Genomic DNA, 21,033 nt, shown 5'->3' on the forward strand with positions numbered 1-21,033 from the left:
CCGTCCGCAGGTCAGCGCGCTGCGGGTGGGGAGAAATGTGAGCAGGTCTGGGGAACCCCTGAGCACCGGGTGGGGAAATTCAACGAGCCTCATCAGGCAACAGGCGTACAGCAAAGCTGAGCCTGTCGGCGCGTGCCTGCACCGCCTCACACCCCAATTGACCGTGGCTGACCGCTCGATCTGGCCCGGATCTGGCACGCGCGGCGTCGCCGACACCTGCCTTGTAAGTTCGCTCACCGGGCCGTGCTGCCTGCTCCGCGCCCACGACGCTGACAGTTCCCGGTGCTCCTACTCTGTTCCAGTCCGTTGCGTCCGAGGGCGTTGATGTCATCCGCTGATGTCACTCCGCGGAGCGCCGACGTGCTGCCAGTCGCCGTAGCCTACGGCGGCGCTGTCCTGCTGCGCGCTGCTGAGATCTAACGATGGCGACCGTCTGCGGATCACTGATCAGGTCATAGTCGTACATCAGAAGCGCGTCGTCATCCTCGGCGAGCAGGCGTCGCAATGTGTCGATGTGGCGCTCAGGGCTCGTGAGTAGCCGCTTCGACTCCAGCCAGGCGGTCAGACCACCATCGTCTTCCAGCACGGAACCACCGTAGTCAGCCGGCCCGGCGTCGTCATGCCAGTTCTCCGGGCTTAGGCATGGCTGTACCAGTGGCGCAGATCCACTCCGGTAGCCCAGGCCGCAGCGGGGTTGGGGGCGGTCACCCGTGGGTGCCGCCTGTCAGCGTTGGTCGGCCTCGCACGGCCCAGGGACGGCCCGGGGCTCACCCTTGGTGATCACCGCTGGGCAAGCGTAGATGTGTACTGATGACGACCCCCCGAAGCCAGCTTGGCTGTACAGCTCTCCAAGTGGCCGCCCGCAGCCGCACGCCAGCATCTTTCCGAGGCGTTGACTACACCGAATCGTGATACGTCACGACGGGCGAACATAATGCAGGACACGACACCACGCCCTGTGGGATCATCACTTCCTCAGAATCCACGCAACCCCGGGAAGAACGATGACTGCCGATAACAGCCCAGCGGATTCCCTGAAGTCGGATTCCCCATTGCTTGCCCTGGAGAAAACAATCCAGGCGGCGGGCATCTCCTGCGAATGGGCGACATCGTGGGACGAATCGGCATTACTGCAGATCGACATCGCGTCCGGCAGGAGCTCTCGCGCTGTACTCATTTCCGAAAATGATGCACCCACATGCCTGGAAATGGATTTCTCGAAAATTCGCGCCCTCGGCGAGTACGAAGCCTTTGAGGTATTGGGGGAAAATCCCAGTATCGAAGTTGCCCTGTCGGCCAACAGCGGGCCAACCCACCGCCTAGTAGAACGTATTCCCGGATGGGTAACTGCAGATCCGGCGAATCCACGCGCCAAAATTCAAGGATCCGTTACAATAACCGGCACTAGGGATGAGGACTGGTCTGCGGAGATCAGTCCACCGTCTAAGAGATTCTCTGTTCTCTCCAACTTTGGGCCTGTCACTCTCAAACTTAAGGGGCGACAGAACAGCACTTACCCTGAGGCTTTGGCATTTCTTGAAAGTGCGGGTAACGCCATCCTCTTCGAGCTCGATCTGAAGTATGGCCTTTCATTCACCTTCCGGCGCATGCGACCGGTGAGCGCAATGAGATTTGGTCGGCGGGCCAACCCAAACGCAAGCGCTCCTACGCTACCTAAGCTTCAGTACGCCGCTGAGCCGCTGAGTCTCTACCGGTACGCTCGATCAGCAGTGGGAATGCCCCTGCTTGAGTTCCTTGCCTACTATCAGGTCCTCGAATACTACTTCTCTCGCTACAGCCAGCGAGATCTTCTCGATAAGCTGCGCAACGAGTTGCGTGATCCAAATTTTAGAGCGAATGATGAACGTCACTTGTCGCGCATCCTGCGAATCACACGTCAACCTGGAAGAGGGTACGGAGACGAGCGTAGCCAGCTGAAGGCAACGGTTAGGTACTGCGTTTCCGAAGATGCAATTTCGGACTTTTTCTCAGCGAATCCTGAAGTCCTTGGACACTTCAGCGCTAAGAGGCAAGTAATTGCAGGACTTGAGCCAGTAGACCCGAAACGGAAAAAGGGAGACCTGGCCGACTCGCTTTGCGAGAGAATCTATGAAATCAGGTGTCGAGTGGTTCACACGAAGGAAGATGGTGGAGGTCAGGTGGACTCACTGCTGATGCCCTTCTCGCCTGAAGCCGAGTCTCTCCGCGCCGAGAATGTACTCATGCGATTTCTGGCACAGAAGGTGCTCATCGCTGGTGCTGTCGATCTTCCCGCATGAAACGTTCCAGGTCGGCGGAGCGGCTTTGGGCTGGAGCTGCTTTGGGGCGAGTGATCATGGCCCCGTAAGCTTCCGGCGCGTCGGGCAGTCTGTGGACCTGCCCGGTAAAGCACGACGTTGGGGCCATGATCTTCGAGGCTCGCCCCAAAGTGGCTGCCTAAGACGCCATCTCATTTGGTGAGTCTGCGGTAGCAGATGAGTGTGCAGGCGATGCTGGTGAAGGCGAGGAAGTGCTCGGCTTTGCGCTCGTAGCGTCGGTGGAGGCGGCGACAGCCGGCGAGCCAGGCCATGGTGCGCTCGATGGTCCAGCGGTGGCGGCCCAGCCGCTGCGAAGTCTCGATACCCTTGCGGGCGATGCGGTGCGTGATGCCGCGCCCGCGTAACCATCGCCGCAGGTGGGAGTAGTCGTAGCCCTTGTCGGCGTGGAGCTTTCCCGGCCTGCGTCGTCGGCGTCCTCGGCGGGAGCGGATCGGCGGTATGCCCTTCACCAGAGGGATCAGGGCCTGGCTGTCGTGCAGGTTCGCCCCCGAGATTCCGACGGACAGAGGCAGACCGGTTCGCTCGGTGATCAAGTGGATCTTCGACCCGTACTTGCCCCGGTCGACAGGATTCGGACCTGTCAGGTCCCCCTTTTCAGAGCCCGCATGTTCACCGAGTCGATCGCGCAGCGGGACCAGTCCAACTCGCCGCGGGAGCCGAGCTCATCAAGGACCAGGCGGTGGAGCCTGGCCCACACCCTGGCCTTGTCCACTCGGCAAAACGCCGATGAGCCGTCGCCCCCGACGGTCCGAACGACGCCGTAGGCAATTGCTGCCACGTGCAGCCCGACGTGGCCACGAACACGATCGCCGCCAGCACCTCCCGGTCACCATGCCGGCGTCGGCCACCACCCTGAGGCCGCGAGGGAGCCTCCGGCACCACCCGCTGGAACAACTCCCACAACTCGTCCGGCACCAGCCGCTCAACAATCCCCACCACAACCGACAGCCTACCGAACCAGCCAAATGAGATGACCTGTAAAGCCGTGGAGCCGACCGCCCCAGCCACAGAGGGTTTCTCCCACTCCATGCCCGCAGCCGCCGAGCGCGGCCAGCCGGGGCGGAGATAGGAGGCAGGCCGCGCCGCAGAGGCGGCGCGCGCCCGCGCCGTGCGCGGGCCTTGATCACGTAGAGAAAGTACGAGCTCACGACAGCCCGACCCGCTCAGCCCCAAGAGCCGAAACGATGCCATGGGACGCTTGTCCGTGACCAAGGGCACGAGAAGGGAGACCATGTGTCGCAGGAGGCTAGCCCTCGGGGAACCTTCCTGAGGATCGCCGATGTCGTGAAGGCAGAGATCGACGCCAAGCCGGAAATGGCCGAGCTGCCGTCGGCGGCGGAGCTCATGCGCGACCACGGGGTCTCACGCGGGGTCGCGCTGCGCGCCTTTGGTGTCCTGGAGAGTGAGGGGCGTGCCGAGCGGGTGCCTGGGGGGCGGTGGCGCGTCGTCCGGGCAGGGCAGGAGCGTGACCGCCGGCCGCTGACGGAGCAGATCGCAGAAGTGATCCGCGCCGACGATCTCAAAGTGGGGGCAAAGTTCCCCAGCACAAGTGCTCTTGCCGAGCGCTTCGGTGTCTCACGGCCGACTGTGGCAAAAGCACTCGACAAGCTGGAGGCAGCCGGTCTGCTGTCAACGAGCCAGCAAGGAAAACAGCGAACCGTACTGGCCCTGCCGGGCCGAGAGGAGCGTTCGTAGCGTGAGCAGCACGGGACTGACCGACTGGGCCTACCCGCTCGCGGAGTCGTTGCTCGCCGAGCCACTACCACGGCGGTGGGCGCACTCACTCGGGGTCGCCGAGCGTGCTCGAATCATCGCGCCGATCCTGGGCGACGATGCCGAGCTGCTGGAGGCCGCGGCGGTGCTTCACGACATCGGTTACTCACCCGACCTCGCCAAGACCGGCTTCCATCCCCTCGACGGCGCCCGGTACCTGCGGGACGTAGCCAATGCCGACGTTCGCGTGATCCGTCTCGTGGCCCACCACTCCTGCGCATGGATGGAGGCTGAGGCCCGCGGATTGCGCGAGGAGCTGGAATCCGAGTTCCCCCGCGAGCGCGCGGAGCTCTCCGACGCGCTCTGCTTCTGCGACATGAATACGACGCCAGACGGCGCCCCGACGAATCCTGTCGACCGCATCAACGAAATCGCGGGGCGGTACGGGCCGAACAGCCTGATCGGCATGTTCATCCGGCGCGCCGAACCGGAGATCCTGGCCTGCACCGCCCGCGTGCTCGAACGGGTCGCCGCAGTGAAGCGTCAGCCGATGTAGGGAGCCGTCCGCGTCCGGTCCATGGCGTGCTCGATGCGGAGCCGCATCGTTGGGTGAATGTCGAGTCCTGCCAGGTCCGCTGGGGCAACCCAGCGGACTTGCGTCGTCTCGCTACTCGTACGCACATCCCCGCCGACGGGCCGGGCGCGGAAACAGATGCTGAACTGCTGGCGCGCCTCCCCATCGTCGTAGAGCATCACGTGACCCGGGTCGGTGTAGATCCCTGACATGTCGACGACTTCGGCCTCGATGCCAGTCTCTTCCCACACCTCGCGCACGACCGTGTCGCTGATCGACTCTCCGACGTCGTGGCCGCCGCCAGGGAGCGCCCAACGGCCGTTGTCGGACCGCTGAATGACCAGCACCTCCCCTGCGGCGTTCTGCACGAACGCCACGACGGACGGCACCACCGAGTTGGCCGGCGGAGCGTCGGGGTCGTGAAGGTAGTCGATGCGTCCCATGGTCAAGCTCCCGTGAGGTCGTGATCCGTGACCTGGCGCGCGCCTCCCCAGGTCTGTTCGATGCTATTCGCGTACGTGTCGAAGAGGCCGCCGCCCGGCAAGCGTCGCAGGTGCAGGACGGGCGCCATGTACGCGCCGATGCCGTAGACGTGGGTGTTCACGAGCATCTCGTCGTCGGCTCGGAACAGTGAGTTGTAGAGCGTCGCGTCGTGGAGCCGGAAGCCGATGTCCGGGTGGCTCTTGAACAACGGGCGGTAGTTCATCAGTGCGTTTCGAATCTTGCCGTCCATGATCTGGTGCCCCTCGTCTATGCCGCGCTGCCGCACTGCGGCACAGTCGGGGTCCCCGAGCAGGATGCGTACCTGGGCGTTCCCCTGCACCTTGGTCTTGAGCAGGTCGTGAAAGAGCGGGTCCTCCGAGAGCCACAGGCCGGAGTAGACGAGCACGTCGATGTGCGACTGGGCCCGCCCGTAGATCTCCCGCCACAGGCCGGTGGGCACCATGTGCCGATGCGGGTAGACCGTCACGATCTCCGCTTTGCTCAGGTCGGTCGCACCGTCCACCGTGCGGGAGTCCTCCCACAAGGTCGTCACCTCGACTTTGAGCACGGATGCGGTCGCGTACTGGTGCCGCCGGTACGGGACCTTCCCCTGCGTGATCCAGCGCTCAACCGTCTTCGGGTTGACCTCGATCGCTTCGGCCAGGTCCTGCACGGTCATGCCCTGGGCCAAGAGGGCGGACCGTAAGCGCTCGTTGGACATCTCAACCCCCCGGCGGGACGTCTAGGGACTTCCTGACCGTAGCGAGATGACCCTCAGGTGTCCAAGGGCGGGGTGAACAACGCCCCTAACCTGCACCGATTCTGATGGTGCGCCAAGAAGTCCCGGCGCTGAGATCGGAGAGTTCGCCGTCAAGCTTGACGGAGCTCGAAGCAGTACCTGTAATAGAGGTACTGCTTCGGCTTGCAGGTCGATTGCGGTTCTCAACCGCACCCGAGGGGCCTTCTTTGGGCTGCTCGGAGCGTGCTCAACAACTCGACAGCGTGATCCACCGCAGCATCACGGTCGTGAAGACGCCGGCCGAGGCGAGTGGAGACCAGCCGACCGAGACCGGGCCCGCGTCACAACCGGGCCCCACACCCCGCGCAGGGGGACACGCCATCGGCTCTAAAGAACCGCGTGGCCGACATTGACGCCGCAAAACGCCCCGGGAACCAGACCTCCCCGGCGCCAGCGCCACCACGCGAATCGGAGGTCTGACGCACCACCCCCCTGATCCGCCGTCTGCCGACGGCGGCCGGTTGCCTCCCTCGCCCGTCCGGTGCTCGCGCCGTACGGGCGGGGCGTGGGGAGCTGGAATCCCCTGGCTCTACATGGATGCGCCGCCCGGAGTTGCAGCTCTGGGCGGCGCCTACAGGCACCTGTGTGGAGGTCCCTGTGTTCACCAGTCTGACAGAGGCGGAGCGGGCCGAGCTGGCCCGGAAGGCCGCTGAGGCGAACAAGCGCAGTGCGGACAACGCCCGTGTGCAGGGCCGCCGGTGAGCGGCGAGCACGAGCGGGACGAGCGGCCACCGCTTCCGGTGCGGCCCCCGCGTCCGCATCCGGATGCGGCGGCCGGCGGCCGCTGAGCTGATGCGAAGTACCTGATTCCCGACAACGGCGTGCGCCCCCGGAGCGGCAACTCCGGGGGCGCTGTCGAGCCGTCCACCTGCTAGGGAGAACACGACTCATGAAGCACATCGTTGCTGTTCAGGCGGTTGTTACCGCCGACATCGACCGCGAGCCGACGGCCGCGGAGCTGGAGGCGATCGAGCGGGAGATGCCGCTCATCGTGGCGGAGGTCGACCTGCTCGACGTCCAGATCGGTCTGCTCGACCGTCCGGCCACGGTGCTGGACGAGCGGCGGATCCGCCGGGCTCGCAACCGGGTCCTCGCGGCCCGCCGGGACCTGACGAACCGCGCCGCGACGGCGCTGAGGGGTGGTGCCGCATGAGCTCGTCCACCCTGGCAGCGCTGAACGCTCCGCTGGTCGTCCTGCGGATGTTCAGCGCGGAGTACGCGCATCTCCCGGCCCCGGGAGTGTCGGTGTCCACGGTCTACCCGGACCGGCTGGAGCTGTCCTTCCACGACGACTTCGCCGGGTTCGAGGCATGGCGGGACGCTTTGGGGATCGCGCCCGAGTCCGTGAGCTACCACGAGCACGGCGTTCACACGCGCGTCCTGAAGACGGAGACCGACTACGCCGGCGCCCGACTGGTGCTGGTCGGCTACACCAAGATCCCCGCCACCCCGGTGATGCGTTCACGGGCGGAGGTCGGCCCGTGAACAGTGTTCAGATCCGTTCAGCCGAGCGCGCTCTGTCGGTCGGGACGTGGATGATCGTGGCCGGGGCGATGCTCTACTCGATCCTCACCGTCACCCCGCTCGCGGCCCGGCACACCCCCGACGAGTGGGACTGGACCGCGCCGATCCTGCCCCTGGTGGTGGACGCCGCGGTCGTCATCGTGGTCCGCCTCGATGCCGTCCTGGCCAGCCTGGGCGGGCACGGCGGCCGGTGGCCGGTCGTGCTGCGGTGGCTGACCGGCTGCATGACCCTCGCCCTGAACGTGGCCGACTCCGCGCTGAAGAAAGACCTGGTCGGCGTGGCCGTGCACGCGGTCGCGCCGCTGCTGCTGATCGTCACAGCAGAGACCGGGCTCGCCTACCGGCGCGCCATCACCGCCGCAGTGACGCGGCTGGAGGCCGAGCAGCGCGCCGAGCGGGAAGCCCGCGAGCAGAAGGCGGCCGAGCGGCGGGAGGCGGCCGAGAAGCGGGCCCGCGAGGAGCGCGAGCACGCCACGCTGCTGGCGCGTGAACAGCGCGAGCACGAAGCAGCGCTCGCCCGTGAACACGCTGAACGCGAGGAGCGGGCACGCCGTGAGGAACGCGCGGAACGGGAGGCTCGGGAGCGAGCCGAGCGAGAGGCTCGTGAACGCCGTGAACGCGAGCGTGAACAGCTTGAGCGCGATCGTGAACGCCGTGAACGGGAGGCCGCTCAGCGCCGCGAGAACGAGCGTCGTGAGCGCAAGGAAGCCGCCCGTCGTGAACAGCGTGAGCGTGAGGAGCGGGCCGAGCGTGAACGCGCCGCACTGCTCGCCGCCGGGCCCGCGAACGAGAAGCTTCCCGAGGGCCGCGCCCGGCAGATCGTCCACGCCGCCTACGCCACCGGCCTGCCGGTGCGCACAGCCGCGGAGCTGTGCGGCTGGTCCATCGGCTGGGTCTCCACCCGCTACCAGGAACTGCGCGACACCGCCCCGACCGGCCCGCATGCTCTGGAAGGAGCCGTCTCGTGAAGCTCTCCCCGAACACCGCCCCGGTCGAGCCGGGTGACCTGCTGATCCGCCTGCACAACCAGTTCGGCGCCGCTGTCGACGTCACCGGCAGCCAGCATGGCCAGGCATCGCGCTGGGACTGTCACGGCTGCGGCGAGCAGTCCGAGTTCCCTCTGCTGGACAGCCTGTTCATGACCCGCGCCAAGGCCAACAAGCACGCCGCAGCCTGCCGGGCTGCCTACCACCGGCTCACGTGATGGCCGCGCTGCCGGTCTACCAGTGGCGGCTCGCCCCGGACGGCTACGCCACCTACCGCCAGCTGCGCGCACTGGGCTTGCGGCCCGGCGGGCAGGGTGTCGCGGCCGAGTTGCAGCGCCCGCGCCGGCGTCGCGGCCCGCTGGTCGCCTACCTGTACCGGATCGACCAGGCCAAGCCCGTCCGACCCATGACGCCAGCGAAACGGGCCGCTTTGGCGAAGGCGAACGCCGCACAGCGCGTCTGCCTCAACTGCCGCCGGGATGTGGGCTATCGCATCCCACGCTCGCACGGCATGTGCGGCACCTGCATCCACCACGAGGAACAGCGCGCTACCTGACCACATGCGCAAGGCCCGGACGTCTGCTTGGAGGCGCGTCCGGGCCTTGCTGATCTCCCGTGAAGGAGTGCACTCAGCATGACGGACACCACCATCACTCCGGTAGCGGCCCCCGAGGCCGCCCCGGAGCCCACACCACCACTCGTGACGCCGGACCAGACGAAAACCCCGGCCGCCGAGGTGGACCACACGCCCGGCGGCTGGCCGGTCGTCCCGCTCGCGGTGACCGGCACAAACGCCACCACGTCCCTGCTGGCCGCTGCCGCGCTGGTGGGTGGACCGGCCGCGCTCGCCGTGGCCGCCACCGGCGCGGTCGTGCTGGGCACGGCGGCCGCGACCCGCAACCGCCGTGACAAGTGTGGCCAGGCGAAGGCCCGGAGCGCTGCTCGGACCGGCGTGAAGGCCGGGGCCACTGCGCCCGGCCGCGGCTCCCGCCCCAGCGGGGGGCGGGTGCCGGGGCAGTCCCGTCACGGGAGCGCCGGCACCACTAAGGCCACTGGTCGCGGCCGGGGCAAGTCGCCCCGCAGCACGACCGGTTCCGCCGCCGCATCCGCCGGGCGGACGCGGGGACTGAACCGTACCGGCCGTAAGGGATCCGCCGGGTCGCCTTCCGCCTCGTCGGGCAAGGCACGCGGCACGGTGGGCCAGATCAAGGCATTGCGGGAAGCTGCGCGGCAGTCCTCGCCGTCGCGGGCCGCCCGCCGCAACGAGACGACCGGCGCCCGCCGTTCGGTGGCGGACGCGCGGCGGCAGGCCAAGGCCGACCGGCGGTCCGGGAGTCTGGCTGGTAAGGGGCCGGTCGGCCGTGCCGTGGGCAAGGCCGCCGGCCGTGTCGGGAAGGCACGCGGGGCGGCGATAGAGCGGGCCCGGAAGGCGCGGGATGCGCGGGCGGCCGGGCAGGTCGCCGCCGAACGCGACCAGGCGCGCAAGGCACCGGCCCGCAAGAAGGCGCGCAAGGCCCTGTGGCGGTCGGCGGCCCGGTTCCAGCGCCGCCGCCTTCTGGCCGCGCTGCTCGCCGGTGCGCTCGGGGTGGTCGGTCTGATCACGTCCCCGATCGGCCGCAAGCTCGGGCTTCCGTGGCTCATCCACCCCGGCCGCCGCCTGTACGCGCGGCTGATGCGCACCGCCGACGAGCAGCGCACGGCCCGCGACGAGGCCATTCGTGCCGCCCTGCAGGACGACGAGGCCGCCGCCGACGCCGAGGCGAACAGCGACGGCACCGAGCAGATCGGGGACCAGGTCGAGCGCCCGGCCGGTGTCGTCCCCGCAGCACCCAGCACGACGACGAGTGAGGGAGAGATCGTGTCCGGTTTCCGCTTCGAGGACTACGCGGCGGAGATGGAATCCGCTGCTCAGCAGTACGACCCCGAGAACGCCATGGAGATCCTCGCCATGGTCGAAGGGCTCCCCGCGGCGCTGACCAGCGTGGCGAACGTGATGCGGGTCCTCGCCGAGCGCGCGGACTCCGAGTTCCCGCTGGAGAAGGAGGTCGCGGACGGCTTCAACGACATCTTCGGCGCCGTCATGTCCGCGGTCGCGGTCGCGGAGGACATGGGCCCGCTGTTCCGCCAGGCCCACGAGCAGGACATCGCCCGCCACGAGGACCCGCGCAACGGGCCCGAGGCCGAGAAGGGATGGAACGTCTGACATGAGCGCCAACACACAGGCCAGCACGGGGCCGGTGTGGGACTGGGCGGCCGGTCACGGACCCGTGACCGGCGCTCTGTCCGCCACCACCGGATGCCTCGCCGTCGCCACCACCGGAGCCGCCACCGGCATGCCCCCGGGGTGGGCGCTCGCAGTCGGCGCGACCGGGGCGATCGGCCACACCGTCACCAGCCTGCGCGACCGCCTGTCCGCCCGCACCATCGGCATGCGCGCCGCCTCCTGGCTCGTCGGTGCCGGGTGGACCACGTGGGCCATGACCACCGGCCCGCTCTCGTGGGCCGCGCTCGGGTCGCTCGCCACGTTCGGGGTCGGGCTGGGGGCCGCCGCCCGCGCCACCCTGCTGCGTGAAGAGGCGATCGCCGTCCATGAGCGGCAGGTCGCCCGGGAGCTGTCCGCGGAGCGGCGGGCGATCGCCGCGGAATGGGTGGACCGGATCCAGCGCGTGTGTGGCATCACCGTGCGCGTGCTCGCGGTCGAGCAGTGGCCCGCCGGCACCGGGTTCACCATCGACGCCGAGCTCCCGCCCGGCGGCACCACCTACGACAAGATCGCGCAGCACTCCGCGCAGCTCTCCGCCGACGCGCGGCTGCCGCACGGCTGCACCGCAACCGCGTCGCAGGGCATCGACCAGGGCCGCGTCCTGGTGGATGTGACCACGGTCAACGTGCTCGCCGCCGAGGTCACCTACCCCACCGATTACGGTCCCCTGTCCCTGCACACCGGGATTCCGTGGGGGCTGCGGACGAACGCGGACGAGATCCGTGCCTACCTGCGCGAACAGTGCGCCCTCGTCGTCGGGCCGACAGGGTCGGGCAAGACGAACATGGTCCACACGATCCTCGCCGGATTCGCCCGCGCCACCGACATCCTCACCTGGGTCATCGACCTCAACGCCGGATCCGCCGGCCTGCCCTGGGTCCGCCCCGCCCTCGACGCGACGTCGGGCGACGGGATGCGGCCGGGTGTGGACTGGCTCGCCGCCTCCCACGAGGAAGCGGCGCTGATGCTGGACACAGCGGTCAAGGTGGCCAAGCACCGGAAGATGGCCTACCAGGACCTCATGTCCAAGGCGAACACCGATCTCCTGCCGATCAGCGACCGGATCCCCCAGATCATGATCGTGATCGACGAAGGCGCGGAAATCCTCGCCAGCAGCGACAAGCAGTCCCGCAAGCTCGCGGAGAAGATCCTCGAAGTGATCCGGATCGCCCGCGCCATGGGCATCCGCACCGTCCTGACCGCCCTCGGAGCCACCGGAGCCGTACTCGGCAACCTGATGATCCGCCGCGAGGCCAAGGTGCGCGTCGCTCTGACCGGCGGGGAGACCGAGGGCATGGACCTGGGCAAGCAGTTCCCCGGCTCCCGCGGCCTGCGCGTCGACCAGGCCCCATACAAGGGCGCCGGGTTCATGGGCACCCCCGAGTCCCCGGCCGCACTGTTCAAGTCGTGGCGGATCCTGCCCAACCAGATCCGCGACATCGTCGCCGCCACCTCCGACCGGCACCCGCAGCTCGATGCCACGTCCGCGAAGGCGGCCGGACCGGACTACGCGCGGCGCTGGGACAGTGCCCGCACCGCCTGGATGCGCGACGACGCTACCCAGGACCGGAGCACCGAGACCGGCACAGGGGCGCACGGACTGAACCTGTCCGCGCTGCGCGAGCAGCGGCCGACCGGTCCCCTGGACGAGGACGCGCTCGCGCGGAAGTTCCGCGAGCAGATCGACGCCCAGTTCGCCACCGCGCCCGAACGGGACGGCTCAGGAGCAGAGCAGCCGCCCGCGGCTGGCGGGCTGAACCTGTCCGCCCTGCGGGCCGAGGACAACGCAGCCAAGGAAGCGGCGCTCGCGCTGCTGCTCGCCGCCGGACCAGACGGCACCGGGGCATCCGCGATCGCCCGCGCCCTCGCGGACGAACACGGCACCACCCGGCAAACGGTCGTCGGCTGGCTCAAGACCTGGACCGACGACGGCACCGCCGTGCGGGTCGGCACCGGCACCAAAGCCCGCTACGTCCACCACCGCCACGCCCAAGAAAACCCTGCCGAAGAGTGAGCGGAGAAGGGGGGTGGTGCCACGGATCCCAATTCCAGTCCCGGGCTGGATGCCGGGGACCTTCCTACCCACCCCCCATGGCCGCGAGTCCCTCACGATCTCCGTCCGGCCGACCACCCCGCACAGTATCCGGAGCCACCGACAAGGCCCCGCGGCGTGTGGCCGCCTGCCACTTGTCGCACCGCCCGCGAGAAGGGGCCTGGGCAGCTCTGTGAGGGCCGAAAACAGCTTGTGACCTGCAAGGCGACAAGCGACAAGACAAGACAAGCGACAAGCCGCACGACAAGGCAGACGACAAGCGACACGACAAGCCGACACCGGGCAGCACCCCACCCACGGGGTGCTGCCCGCCGTCGTTGAAGGGACCCCGTTGTGCACTCCGAGACTCCGTACGAGATCACCACCCTGCCGCTCCAGCCCACCAACCGGCACGGCGAGATGCTGCCGCACGAGATCCCGCCCGGCGTCCAACTCGTCACCCTGCCCGGCGGCATGCGCACCCTCGCCTACACCCAGCCGCCCACCGTCCCGGCCCCTCAGCCGATGGCGATCGCGCAGCCGATCCCGACCTGGGCCAAGACCACCGCACTCCTCACCCCGACGATCGGCGGCGGCATCGCCGCCGCCGGCATCGGCCTCTCCTACGCCGCACCGGGACTGATCGCCATGAGCCAAGCCCTGTGGGCCGCCGTCGCCCTCATCGCCGCCGGAGCCCTCGCCCCCCTGCTGCTCCGCGCCACCCGCACCGGCAAGGCAGCGGCCGCGACGTACATCACGCAGAACATCACCGCCACCGGCCTGCTCGGCAAGGCCACCGGCACCATCAACCACCGCTGAGGAGAACCGCCCGTGCTCACGGACGACGAAGAGTTCATCGACTGCGAGCTGTGCGCACCCACCGACGACAGCGAGCCCTACCCCTACCCGCACTGCTGCCAGTGCGGCGACACCGGGTACGGCGACGTGCCCGAGTGCACCTGCGACTGACAACGCCGAGGGCGGCCCGCGTCTCGCCAAAGCCTCGGGCCGCCCTCGCCTGCCAGCAATCACCAAGAGAACTGGAGACGTCCAGCATGACCCAACCGACCACGAACGACCACCTCCGAACCGCCCTGCACTTGGCCGGGGCCGCCGTTCCGGTGTTGCCGCTGCGGGCCGGGAAGGTCCCGTTCGGGAACTGCCCCGACTGCACGGGCGGCGCGTGCGGCGGGCGGCCGAACATGAAGACGACCGGGGACTGCCGCTGCCCGCGGGTCTGCCACGGCTGGGCCGCCGCTACCACCGACCCCGCCGTCATCACCTCTGCGGCGTGGGCGCCGATGTGGCGCACGGCCGCCGCGGTCGCCTACCACCCCGCCGGCGCCGGGCTCACCGTCGTGGACCTGGACGACACCGACGCCGTCGCCTGGGCCCGCCACGCTCTGCCGTCGACCCGGACCGTGGCGACCACGCGTGGCGAGCACTGGGTCTACCGAGGCACGATGCGGTCCGTGAACGCCGTCCGCCCGGGCGTCGACATCAAGTCCACGATGGCCTACGCCCGGTGGCTCGGCCCCGGCATCGGCACCGTGACCGCCCTCCCCGACGCCGTCCGCGCCCTGGCCGCGAAGAAGCCCGCCCCGACCCGGCCCGCACAGACCGCCGTCACAGTGCCCGCACTCGCCGGGGGCGGGGAGTGCCGTCACCGGACGCCCGTCTACCTGGAGCGTGGCATCGCCATGGCGGAGCAGCGCATCACCGAGGCCCGCACCGCAATCCACACCACCGTGTACCGCACGTTCCTCGCGGTGCTGTCCGTTCACGGCCGGTGCGGCTGCCTGACCGACTCCCACGTCGGGCGGCTGTTCACCGCTGCGCAGGCCAAGGGCGAGAGCCTGCGGCACTGCACCGACGCGTGGGCCAACGCCCGCACCGCCCTGGGGATGTGAGGCATGTCTGAGGACGACAAGACCCCGGCCCGCGAGATCATCACCGACTACGCGCAGGCGCACTTCAGGTACTTCCGCACCCCCGACGGAACCGTGTACGCGCAGAAGAACGGCCACCCCGTGGCCCGGCCGATCCGGTCCCAGGGCACGACGGGCAGCCACCGGCAGGAACTCATGGTCGGCCTGTTCAAGGACGGCATCGGCGTGTTCAACGGCACCGCCCTCAAGGAGGCATTGGACTTGATCGAGGCACTGGCGATGACCGAGGACACCCAGCCCGTGCACATCCGCGTCGCGCCCGGTTTCGACGGCGCCACGTGGCTCGACCTTGGGCGCACCGACGGGAAGTCGGTCCGCATCCACCCCACCGGGTGGGACATCGCCGTCCCGGACCCGCGTGAGGTGTGCTGGCGGCGTACCCAGCTCACCGGGGAACTGCCCCTGCCCGTCAAGGACACCGACGGCAAAGGCATCGACCTGCTAATGCGGCTGTGCAACTTCGCCAATGCCGAGACCGAGTGCCTGGCCATCGCCTGGCTTATCGGCTGCCTCGGGCCCTCCGTCCCTGTCCCCGCCCCGTTCCTCACCGGCCCTCAGGGCGCGGGCAAGTCCACCGGCGGCAGGATGCTCGTGCGGATCATCGAGGGCATGAGCGGCGACCTGCGCCGGGCGCCGAAGGACGAGGAGAACCTGATTGCGGCGGTGGCGGCCGGATGGGTCACGGCGCTGGACAACCTCTCCCACATGACGCCGGACCTGTCCGACGCCATGTGCTGCATCGTCACCGGAGCTGAGAACGTCAAGCGCGCCCTCTTCACCGACGGGGACGTGTTCCGCGCTCGTTACCGCCGCCCGCTGCTGCTGACTGGTATCGATGTGGGAGTTGTCCGGCCCGACCTCGCCGAACGCCTTCTCGCCCTCCGCCTGGAGCGGCCCCGCGTCCGGCGCACCGAGGCGGAGCTGTGGGCGGAGTACGCGGAGGTGCTGCCCGTCGTTCTCGGGTCCCTCCTGGACCTGACGGTGAAGGTGCGGGCCGCCGAGGCGGAGACCCCCACCGACCTGCGGATGGCCGACTTCGCGCACCTGTGCGCGCAGCTCGACGCGGCGACCGGCCTCGGCGTCCTCAACGCCTACCGCGCCAGCCTGGACGACCTCAACGACGACGTCATCGAAGGCGACCTCCTCGCGCAGACCGTGCTGAAGCACGCCGCCGGCATGGCTCCGGGCACGGAAGTCCGGATGACCTCCTCCGATTGGCTGCACGCCCTCACCGGCCTCTACAGCAGCGACGAGTGCCGTCCCCTGCCCAAGGGCTGGCCCACCACCGGCAAAGTCCTCTCAGACCGCCTCAAGCGCCTCCAACCCACACTCGCCGCCCGTGGCGTCCTCATCGACTGGGGTCGCACCAGCTCCGCCCGCTACATCGAAATGACCCGCCCTCCCACGCCTGTCCAGCACCAGCAAGAAGCGATGCCCTGACCTGCGGCACCGCGACCGCCGCGCAAAAGCAAGAGGAGCACCGGGGCCGCGCGGACGTGCTCCTCTTGCTGTTCGGCGGCAACGCCGCCGCCCGATAGTCGCGCCGCGAAGCGGCTCCTTCTTCACGCCTTGAGGCGAGCCTCACCACAACAGACACACCCCTGCTTTTTTCCGAAGAGGAGAGACGCTGCGTCACCGACGTCACCCCGGGGCGCAAGACTGCCCGGGACCTGCCACAACAGCGGTGACGCAGACGACAACGGCTGCGTCATTCCGCGTCATCCGCGTCACCCGATGACAGAGACCACCGTCAGCGGTGACACACTTCAGGACCCGTCGCGTCACCCAAAACAGCAGGTCAGACGCACGGTTGACGCAGATGACGCGATGACACAGAAATCGGCACCTCGGACAGGCAGGGACCTCTGCGAAGCCCTCGGACCCGGCCCCGCTACGCCTACGGCCCGAATGTCACTCCAACTCTCGGAGGGTCACTCAATGCAGCCCATGTCCGACCCTCGCGCCACGCTCCGAGCCGGTCTGCCCGATCGCTACCTCACCCCCGAAGACATCGCCGCGATGTTCTCCGTCCCCATCGAGACCGTCTATCAGTGGCGCAAGAAGCGGACCGGTCCGCCCGGTTTCCGCGTCGGCAAGCACCTTCGTTACGACCCTGCGTCAGTCCGCACCTGGGTCAACGAGCAGATGGCCGCTGACCTGGCCGCCTAACAACCCGTCACACATCCGCGAGGGAGGGCCGCGAAAGCGGCCCTCCCTCGCGCGTCCTCAGAAGGGACCGACGCCTCCATGGCAGGCCACATCCAAGACCGCTGGTACAAGACCGAGACCGGTTCCGACGGCAAGCCGCGGCGCGTCAAGAGCGACCGCCACGGGACAGGCATGCGCTACCGAGCCCGCTACATCGGTCCCGACGGGACCGAGAAAAGCAAGTCGTTCCCCGACCGGCAGAAGCGTCTCGCAGAGCAGTGGCTCGCCCACATCGAGGCGGACATGTCACGCGGCCACTACGTCGACCCGACCGCCGGCCGGGTCACGTTCCGGCAGTACGCCGAGAAGTGGTTGGAGTCGCAGACCACCGACATCACCACTCGCACCTCCGTCGTGGTGCAGCTCCGCAGTCACGCGATTCCCTACCTCGGCTCACGTCCGCTCGGCTCTTTTCAACCGGGCCACATTCGCGACTGGCTCAGCGAACTTCAGCGGGCAATTACCGCATCGTCGTACCGCCGCGTGATCTACAACAGCGTCTCGAGCGTCTTCAATGCAGCGGTGGACGACGGGCATCTTCCAAAGAATCCCTGCCATGCGCGGTCCGTTCGGCCACCGGAACTGGGAGCTGGCCGGGTCGTTCCGTGGACCGCGGATCGGACCTTCGCCGTACGAGCGGCACTCCCCCGGCAGTACCAGGCCACAGTCGACCTTGGAGGGGGCTGCGGCCTGCGGCAGGGCGAAATCTTCGGTCTGCCGGACGACGAGATCGGATTCGACACGGGATGGCTGCACGTCGCATACCAGGTGAAGGTCGCGAACGGTCACCTCGTCTTCGGCCCCCCGAAGCGCAACAAGGTGCGCGATGTCCCCTTGCCGGATCGCGTGGCGCACGCTCTCAAGCAGCACAGAGAGGAATTCCCGCCTGTCGCCGTCACGCTGCCCTGGCTGCGGCCCGACGGCCCCCTGGTCACCAAGCGGCTGCTCTTCACGCGTATCGACTGCGGCGGAGCAGTCCGCCGTACTGACTTCAATACGAGGGTGTGGAAGCCCGCCCTTGTGGCGGCCGGCGTCATCCCCGAGCCGAAGACGGGCGAGCGGCACCAGGCCGCGCGCGAGCACGGCATGCACGCGCTCCGGCACTTCTACGCCTCGGTCCTGCTGGATGCCGGCGAGAACATCAAGGCACTGAGTCAGTACCTCGGACACAGCGATCCGGGGTTCACGCTCCGCGTATACACGCACCTGATGCCAAGCAGCGACGGGCGCACGCGAAGGGCCGTGGACAGCATGTACGAGGGCATCGTTTCGACACCGGACGGCCCAGAGACGGCCCAGGACGAGTAAGACGCCTCCGGGCCCACGGTCGGTGACCGTGGGCCCGGAGTGCCGTGCAGGACGAAGGCCGCCGCTGACCTGCGCCTACAGCACCGGCAGCGACTTGCGTAGCTCGAAGGCGGTGACCTCGGAGCGGTACTCCTCCCACTCCTGCTTCTTGTTGCGCAGGAAGAAGTCGAAGACGTGCTCGCCCAGCGTCTCGGCCACGAGCTCGCTGCGCTCCATCAGGTCGATCGCCTCGCCCAGGTTCTGCGGGAGCGGGGCGATGCCCATCGCGCGGCGCTCCGCGTCCGACAGCGCCCACACGTCGTCGTCCGCGCCCGCGGGGAGCTCGTAGCCCTCCTCGATGCCCTTGAGGCCCGCCGCGAGCAGGACCGCGTACGCCAGGTACGGGTTGCAGCCGGAGTCCAGCGAGCGCACCTCGATACGGGCCGAGCCGGTCTTGCCCGGCTTGTACATCGGGACGCGGATCAGAGCGGAGCGGTTGTTGTGGCCCCAGCAGATGTACGAGGGGGCCTCGCCGCCGGCGCCGGCGCTGCGGGCCGAGCCGCCCCAGATGCGCTTGTAGGAGTTGACCCACTGGTTGGTCACGGCCGAGATCTCGGCGGCGTGCCGCAGCAGGCCCGCGATGAACGAGCGGCCGACCTTGGAGAGCTGGTACTCGGCGCCCGACTCGTAGAAGGCGTTGCGGTCGCCCTCGAAGAGCGACAGGTGGGTGTGCATGCCGGAGCCGGGGTATTCCGAGAACGGCTTCGGCATGAACGTGGCCTGGACGCCCTGCTCCAGCGCGACCTGCTTCATGACCAGGCGGAACGTCATGATGTTGTCGGCCGTCGACAGCGCGTCCGCGTAGCGCAGGTCGATCTCCTGCTGGCCCGGCGCGCCCTCGTGGTGGCTGAACTCCACCGAGATGCCCATGGACTCCAGCATCGTGATGGCCTGGCGGCGGAAGTCCATGCCCACGTTCTGCGGGGTGTGGTCGAAGTAGCCGGAGCTGTCCGCGGGGGTGGGGCGGCTGCCGTCGACCGGCTTGTCCTTCAGCAGGAAGAACTCGATCTCCGGGTGGGTGTAGAAGGTGAAGCCCAGGTCGGAGGTCTTGGCGAGGATGCGCTTCAGCACGAAGCGCGGGTCCGCGAAGGACGGCGACCCGTCGGGCATCAGGATGTCGCAGAACATCCGGGCGGTGCCGGGGGCCTCCGCGCGCCACGGCAGGATCTGGAAGGTGCCGGGGTCCGGTTTGGCGATCATGTCCGACTCGTAGACGCGCGCGAAGCCCTCGATCGCGGAGCCGTCGAAGCCGATGCCCTCGTCGAAGGCCTGCTCCAGCTCGGCGGGGGCCACGGCGACGGACTTGAGGAAGCCGAGCACGTCGGTGAACCACAGGCGCACGAAGCGGATGTCGCGCTCCTCGAGCGTGCGGAGCACGAATTCCTGCTGCTTATCCATTTCCACCATTCCTTGCCGGTCCCGCCGCCTGTCTGCCGCCTGCCTACCCGCTCCGAGGATGCCACTCACGAGTTTCGGGCAGGTTGCGCAGGGCGGTTGTGCCCATTGTGGGCCAGGGCACATCCGGAGACGACCCTGAGGGGTGCCTCACCCCCTCCGGGGCCCCTGTGAAGGTCCTCACGGGCGCCCGAGGGTCCCGTCGCTTCCTGCGCCGGGGCCTTCGAGCGGTTCGCGCCGGTTGTCCGCCACCGGACCCGTGAGGTTTCCCTCCCCGTCCGGCCTGCACCGCCCGTGCGCCTACTACGATCTCGGGCCATGAGGGGTTCGCGGAGCGACCGCGTCTCGCGCAGTGCGCGTCCCACGGCTCTGCTGAGCTCCGTGGCGACGCTGCTCGGTGCGCTCTTCATCTGCCTGGGCCCGTCGGCGCCCGCGCCCCACCAGGGGGCGGCACACGAGGCCGCGGCCGTGCGGGCACCCGGTGCCACCGGTGGCGGCCCCGAGCCCTCGGCCGTGTTCGGCTGCCCGTACGACCGGGGCGACTGCGGTCTGCTGCCGGTGCTGAGTCCGGCGGTGCTCACCGCGCCCCCGCTCGACGCCCCCCTGGCCGCGGCCGCCGAGCTCCCGTACACGGCGGCGCCGGCCGACGGCGGCGGACCGCCGCGGACCGGTGCCCTGCCCCGGGCCCCCGACCTGCACGTCCTTCAAGTGCTGCGGGCATAGGTCCGCCCGCACACTTCCCGCGCACCGACAGACACCCCCCGCAGACCTCACGAAGGACGACCCCACGATGGCTTCCCGCAACACGACCAACGACCGCCGGGCCCGAATAGAGCAGATGCGCCGCGCCGAGCAGGCCCGCGAGCGCCGCAACCGCATCATCACGATCACTCTCAGCACCGTCGTCGTCGCCGCGCTCGTCGGCTTCGGCGCCTTCGTGCTCGACAAGAAGTCCGACGAGAAGGACCAGGAGGTGGCCGCGGCCAAGGCCCCGGTCACCGGCGAGCAGACCTGGGACGCCAAGAAGCTGGGCCGCAACCACGTCGAGACCCAGGTGACGTACGAGATGGCCCCGCCGGTCGGCGGCGACCACCACCAGGTGTGGATGAACTGCAACGGCGACGTCTACACCGAGCCCGTCGCGGACGTGAACGCCGTCCACTCGCTGGAGCACGGCGCCGTCTGGGTGACGTACACCGACAAGGCTGCGGAGGCCGATGTGAAGAAGCTCGGCGAGAAGGTCGAGAAGACCCCGTACTCGCTGATGAGCCCGTACAAGAACCAGAAGGGCGCGATCATGCTGAGCGCCTGGGGCAAGCAGGTCACGGTCGACTCGGCCGACGACCCGCGCGTGAACCAGTTCTTCACCAAGTACGTGCAGGGTCCGCAGACGCCCGAGCCCGGTGCGGCCTGCACGGGCGGGCTGAGCGGGAAGTGAGCGG

The 21,033-nt window shown here is 68.8% G+C and carries 22 protein-coding genes and 1 pseudogene; 18 read left to right on the forward strand and 5 right to left on the reverse strand.

The genetic code is table 11. From position 1 onward, the window contains the following. Positions 1-340: 340 nt before the first annotated feature. Positions 341-586, reverse strand: a complete 246-nt coding sequence (locus ACWD0A_RS29945; protein ID WP_451303135.1) for a hypothetical protein — start codon at positions 584-586, stop codon at positions 341-343. Positions 587-1,004: 418 nt separating this feature from the next. Between ACWD0A_RS29945 and ACWD0A_RS29950 the strand changes: the two genes are divergently transcribed. Beyond that, positions 1,005-2,279: a hypothetical protein gene (locus ACWD0A_RS29950; RefSeq protein WP_451303137.1), complete on the forward strand. Its 1,275-nt coding sequence runs from the start codon at positions 1,005-1,007 to the stop codon at positions 2,277-2,279. A 170-nt stretch (positions 2,280-2,449) separates the two neighbouring features. Here the strand turns inward: ACWD0A_RS29950 and ACWD0A_RS29955 are convergent. After that, a pseudogene (locus tag ACWD0A_RS29955) lies at positions 2,450-3,248 on the reverse strand (IS5 family transposase). A 303-nt stretch (positions 3,249-3,551) separates the two neighbouring features. On the opposite strand from ACWD0A_RS29955, the gene ACWD0A_RS29960 reads away from it, so the two are divergent. Continuing rightward, positions 3,552-4,013, forward strand: a complete 462-nt coding sequence (locus ACWD0A_RS29960) for a GntR family transcriptional regulator (protein ID WP_451303139.1) — start codon at positions 3,552-3,554, stop codon at positions 4,011-4,013. Position 4,014: 1 nt separating this feature from the next. Next, positions 4,015-4,587 carry an HD domain-containing protein gene (locus ACWD0A_RS29965; protein ID WP_451303141.1) on the forward strand — a complete coding sequence of 191 codons (573 nt, stop codon included), beginning with the start codon at positions 4,015-4,017 and terminating at the stop codon, positions 4,585-4,587. Here ACWD0A_RS29965 and ACWD0A_RS29970 read toward each other — a convergent pair. Continuing rightward, positions 4,575-5,048 (reverse strand): NUDIX domain-containing protein, encoded by a 474-nt coding sequence (locus ACWD0A_RS29970; protein ID WP_451303143.1) that lies wholly within the window; start codon positions 5,046-5,048, stop codon positions 4,575-4,577. The genes ACWD0A_RS29965 and ACWD0A_RS29970 overlap by 13 nt on opposite strands. 2 nt (positions 5,049-5,050) lie before the next feature. Next, entirely contained in the window at positions 5,051-5,809 is a 759-nt protein-coding gene (locus ACWD0A_RS29975; protein ID WP_451303145.1) for a helix-turn-helix domain-containing protein, read from the reverse strand. A 967-nt stretch (positions 5,810-6,776) separates the two neighbouring features. Between ACWD0A_RS29975 and ACWD0A_RS29980 the strand changes: the two genes are divergently transcribed. From ACWD0A_RS29980 to ACWD0A_RS30040, 13 genes are all read left to right on the forward strand, one after another. Then, positions 6,777-7,040 carry a DUF6284 family protein gene (locus ACWD0A_RS29980; protein WP_451303147.1) on the forward strand — a complete coding sequence of 88 codons (264 nt, stop codon included), beginning with the start codon at positions 6,777-6,779 and terminating at the stop codon, positions 7,038-7,040. After that, on the forward strand, positions 7,037-7,372 hold the full coding sequence (locus ACWD0A_RS29985; protein WP_451303149.1) for a hypothetical protein: 336 nt from the start codon (positions 7,037-7,039) through the stop codon (positions 7,370-7,372). The genes ACWD0A_RS29980 and ACWD0A_RS29985 overlap by 4 nt, the downstream gene beginning before the upstream one ends. Continuing rightward, positions 7,369-8,379, forward strand: a complete 1,011-nt coding sequence (locus tag ACWD0A_RS29990) for a DUF2637 domain-containing protein (RefSeq protein ID WP_451303151.1) — start codon at positions 7,369-7,371, stop codon at positions 8,377-8,379. Before ACWD0A_RS29985 ends, ACWD0A_RS29990 begins: the two co-directional genes overlap by 4 nt. After that, entirely contained in the window at positions 8,376-8,615 is a 240-nt protein-coding gene (locus ACWD0A_RS29995; protein ID WP_451303153.1) for a hypothetical protein, read from the forward strand. The genes ACWD0A_RS29990 and ACWD0A_RS29995 overlap by 4 nt, the downstream gene beginning before the upstream one ends. Next, positions 8,615-8,953: an RRQRL motif-containing zinc-binding protein gene (locus tag ACWD0A_RS30000; protein ID WP_451303208.1), complete on the forward strand. Its 339-nt coding sequence runs from the start codon at positions 8,615-8,617 to the stop codon at positions 8,951-8,953. Before ACWD0A_RS29995 ends, ACWD0A_RS30000 begins: the two co-directional genes overlap by 1 nt. Positions 8,954-9,031: 78 nt before the next feature. Continuing rightward, positions 9,032-10,600 (forward strand): hypothetical protein, encoded by a 1,569-nt coding sequence (locus ACWD0A_RS30005; protein WP_451303155.1) that lies wholly within the window; start codon positions 9,032-9,034, stop codon positions 10,598-10,600. 1 nt (position 10,601) lies between these two features. Beyond that, a complete protein-coding gene (locus ACWD0A_RS30010; RefSeq protein ID WP_451303157.1) occupies positions 10,602-12,674 on the forward strand; it encodes a hypothetical protein in 2,073 nt (690 codons plus the stop codon). Between the two features lie 372 nt (positions 12,675-13,046). Beyond that, entirely contained in the window at positions 13,047-13,511 is a 465-nt protein-coding gene (locus ACWD0A_RS30015) for a hypothetical protein (RefSeq protein WP_451303159.1), read from the forward strand. Between the two features lie 12 nt (positions 13,512-13,523). Then, positions 13,524-13,661 (forward strand): hypothetical protein, encoded by a 138-nt coding sequence (locus ACWD0A_RS30020; protein WP_451303161.1) that lies wholly within the window; start codon positions 13,524-13,526, stop codon positions 13,659-13,661. 86 nt (positions 13,662-13,747) lie between these two features. Next, on the forward strand, positions 13,748-14,602 hold the full coding sequence (locus ACWD0A_RS30025; RefSeq protein WP_451303163.1) for a bifunctional DNA primase/polymerase: 855 nt from the start codon (positions 13,748-13,750) through the stop codon (positions 14,600-14,602). A gap of 3 nt (positions 14,603-14,605) precedes the next feature. Continuing rightward, entirely contained in the window at positions 14,606-16,081 is a 1,476-nt protein-coding gene (locus ACWD0A_RS30030) for an ATP-binding protein (protein ID WP_451303165.1), read from the forward strand. Between the two features lie 507 nt (positions 16,082-16,588). Continuing rightward, entirely contained in the window at positions 16,589-16,810 is a 222-nt protein-coding gene (locus tag ACWD0A_RS30035; protein WP_451303167.1) for a helix-turn-helix domain-containing protein, read from the forward strand. A 78-nt stretch (positions 16,811-16,888) separates the two neighbouring features. Further along, the gene (locus ACWD0A_RS30040) at positions 16,889-18,157 is read left to right on the forward strand and encodes a tyrosine-type recombinase/integrase (protein ID WP_451303169.1); all 1,269 of its coding nucleotides are present in this window, start codon (positions 16,889-16,891) and stop codon (positions 18,155-18,157) included. A gap of 75 nt (positions 18,158-18,232) precedes the next feature. On the opposite strand, the gene ACWD0A_RS30045 is transcribed toward ACWD0A_RS30040, so the two are convergent. Then, positions 18,233-19,594, reverse strand: coding sequence for a glutamine synthetase family protein (locus ACWD0A_RS30045; RefSeq protein ID WP_307715817.1), 1,362 nt, complete (start codon positions 19,592-19,594; stop codon positions 18,233-18,235). Between the two features lie 315 nt (positions 19,595-19,909). Between ACWD0A_RS30045 and ACWD0A_RS30050 the strand changes: the two genes are divergently transcribed. Both ACWD0A_RS30050 and ACWD0A_RS30055 read left to right on the forward strand, forming a co-directional pair. Then, the gene (locus ACWD0A_RS30050; RefSeq protein ID WP_451303171.1) at positions 19,910-20,314 is read left to right on the forward strand and encodes a hypothetical protein; all 405 of its coding nucleotides are present in this window, start codon (positions 19,910-19,912) and stop codon (positions 20,312-20,314) included. 67 nt (positions 20,315-20,381) lie between these two features. Continuing rightward, on the forward strand, positions 20,382-21,029 hold the full coding sequence (locus tag ACWD0A_RS30055) for a DUF3105 domain-containing protein (protein WP_451303173.1): 648 nt from the start codon (positions 20,382-20,384) through the stop codon (positions 21,027-21,029). Positions 21,030-21,033: the final 4 nt, after the last annotated feature.

The sequence above is a fragment of the Streptomyces sp. NPDC002867 genome (assembly GCF_053591895.1).